A 3054-nucleotide genomic window follows, 5' to 3' on the forward strand; every position below is an offset into this window, starting at 1 on the left:
CTACCGTAATCGTAATACTAAGCATTAAGTCGTTAAACCATAAAAAGGTAAGTAGGCCGATTACAAACGCCCATACCAAGCCATTTACAGCGCCAACACGCAGCTCTTTTTTAAGCAACGCATTACGGTTTGAATCTGTAACCTGTCCAAGCGCTAAACCTCGCACAATAACGGTTAATGTTTGACTACCTGCAATTCCCCCCATAGAAGCGACCACTGGCATTAATACCGCTAGTGCTACAACTTGTTCTATCGTTGCGCCAAATAAACCGATAAACCACGACGCTAAAAAGGCAGTAGCTAAATTAATACCTAACCATATGCCACGGTTTTTAGCACTTTTTCGCACACTTGCGAACAGGTCTTCGTCTTCACGTAAACCACCGGCTTTAGCGGCTGCTTCATCAGCAATTTCTTGTCGTAATTCATAAGCAGAGGCAATGGTTAATCGCCCAAGTAATTTGTTATCAACATTAACCACTGGCAGTGCCATTTTTTCACTGTGGATCACCACTTCTGCCGCTTCATATAAATCATCATCAGCATGGAGCGATGAAAAGTCATGATTTGCCAATGTCATTAAGTTATCGGTGTCGCTGGCTTTTATTAAATCATTTACCGCAACCTCACCTATTAAACTACCCTTGCGGCTTACTAAATAAATAACTTCACTGTATTGCGGTAAACCTTTGTGTAGCAATTTTTTAGCACCACCGGCTGTTAGCTTCTCCGATACTTTTAAAAAGTCAAAACCTAACCAGTGACCTAATTGCTCTGGCGGGTATTGCTGCGCTAAATCATATTGTTTGGTTTGCGCTTCATCGAGTTGCTTTTTTGCATACTCAACAAATCGCTCTGGTATAACTTCTTCAAGTTCCAGTAGCTCTTCTACATTAACTTCATCAAGAAGTTTAAAAGCCTCAGTGTCTTCTAGCGTTTGTAGCAACCACAAACAACTATCTTCACTTAAATTAACAAAAATTTCGTGTTGCGTGTCTTCATCAAGCAACTGCCAAATTTCAAGTCGTTGCTCTTTTGGTATCGCCTCAAAAAGTAATGACAGGTGCTCTGTTGAAAGCGTTAACTGCGCATCTGCTAATAATTTATTTTTGCGTTCTGTTGTATCGCATTGCAATAAATCATTTATGAGCTGTGGAAGTTGGTCTACCGGATACTCAATCATCTTAAAACCTTAAAATTTAAAAGCGCACATTATTTATAGTCTACTTGAACAATAAAAAATTGCAGAAAAAACGTGAACTTATTAAGCATGCGCAAGCTATTTTTGCGCATTGTATGGGCAAACTAAATGCAGTACTAATATTTATTTTAAAAAATTAAAAAAACAGTAAAAGGAATTATTTTTGAGGGATTAAACAACAAGTAAACAAACTAAAGGGATTACTTATAATAAAAAAATCCCATATTAGCTAGGCTAATATGGGCAAAATCACACAATGAATTAGGTGTTTTTAAATTACGGTTTATGCTTTAAATTAAAGTCTATCAGTAATATTTCGTACTAAGTCAGAATCTACAAATTGAGTAATAAGTGCAGTGCCCCACGCATAGCCACGCTGTATTGGGTAACCTTTAAAAATCCAGCGTTTACGCACGTGATTAAAGCGCTCTAAATAGTCTTGCTTTTTTTGTGGCAGAGGCTGCTCACCCAATTTATTCCATGCTTTATATACGCCTGACATGTCAGATCCTCGCATAAAGCGTTGCAACCAACGTGGAAAACGAGAAAAGCTAATAGTGGACTGAAAATCAATAAAGTAAGGTTTACCGTCTGCGCCGCATAAAATATTACCCATATTACGCAAGTCTAAATGCACGATGCCTTTGCGATGCATTTTTGCTACTTGACGCTCAAGCTCACTAAAAAAGTTAACAGGTAGTGTTTTGTCTTCATGAATTAAAGCGCGCAGTGGCGTGCCTTCAATATAGTTATAAGCAACCGCTATCGGCGACAATCTACAAAAGCGGTTAGCAACTGCATCAAGCTCTGCTAAACGGCTCAACCCTTTATACTCTTGATTTACCGACATTCGTGCAAATGTTTTGCGGATAAACCAAGGGCTTTGGCTAAAATCTTTAACGATTAAATCAAATTCATTATCTTTATATCGATACACAATCGCGTTAGCAAAACGTCCCTTATGGACAACACTTAAGTGATGTTGCATAAAAGTATGTTCTGGAAATTGCTGTTGTAATTGTACTAACAAATTATTTTCAATCATAACAAACCTAACAAGATGATAACTTTAATTGCCTAGGCAACTATATTATCAAAGTTAGATTCTGCGCACAATCAGATCAACTAATTAGCACGCTAACTTTCTATTGAAACAGTATCGCTATTTTATTGATAATCTACTTTTGGGGGGAGTCTGGCAGTGAATCAAGATTATTTATAGCTTTGAATAGTAAGTCGATTATTTGGTTTTTTTCTGGCTCTGAAAAACCACTTAATGCTTGCGCATAGACTTCGTTCACTACAGGCATAATTTCAGGACAAAGAGCTTTACCTTTTTCACTTAAACACAAAATAGTTGAGCGCTTATCAAGCTCACATTGCGTTTTAATAATGAGTCCTTTTTCTTCAAGTCGGTTTAATAAGCGGCTCATAGCGCCACGATCATAAACCATATATTCGCAAAGTCCTGCAAGCGTATTAACCGACTCTCTCGCAAGTAGTACAACCACAATATATTGCGCAGAAGTTAAGTCCATAGGAAGTAACTTGGCATCAACATGAATGGCTAATCTCGAACGTAAAAAAGAGACTAAACGCCCCAAATCTTGCTCTGGCGCTAACTCTTCTCGAGTACAACGTTTAATTGATGGCATGTTTTGCATGGTTATTCCACTGTATAAGTATATTTGCATGCTGATAGACCTTAACGCATACAAAAAATTCAATAATTTTTATAAAAAATCGCCCACAAAAATAAAGCCGCTATTAGCTGTCTCTTGATCACAAGTCTGACTCAAGAGATTTTGCTAAATCGTAGCCTTCCAGGATGGCTTGTAACTTAAGCCATCCTT

General features: G+C 37.8%; 3 protein-coding genes. All 3 read right to left on the reverse strand.

What is annotated here, in order from left to right; genetic code table 11:
• A partial coding sequence (locus tag L652_RS0110900; RefSeq protein WP_024603450.1) for a magnesium transporter occupies window positions 1–1183 on the reverse strand: 1183 nt, incomplete at its 3' end.
• 313 nt (window positions 1184–1496) lie between these two features.
• Complete coding sequence (locus L652_RS0110910) at window positions 1497–2246, reverse strand: RIO1 family regulatory kinase/ATPase (protein ID WP_024596279.1); 750 nt, start codon at window positions 2244–2246, stop codon at window positions 1497–1499.
• 133 nt (window positions 2247–2379) lie between these two features.
• A complete protein-coding gene (locus L652_RS0110915; RefSeq protein ID WP_231388420.1) occupies window positions 2380–2895 on the reverse strand; it encodes a MarR family transcriptional regulator in 516 nt (171 codons plus the stop codon).
• Window positions 2896–3054: the final 159 nt, after the last annotated feature.

It is taken from the genome of Pseudoalteromonas sp. TB25, assembly GCF_000497995.1.
Classification (GTDB): Bacteria; Pseudomonadota; Gammaproteobacteria; order Enterobacterales; family Alteromonadaceae; genus Pseudoalteromonas; species Pseudoalteromonas distincta.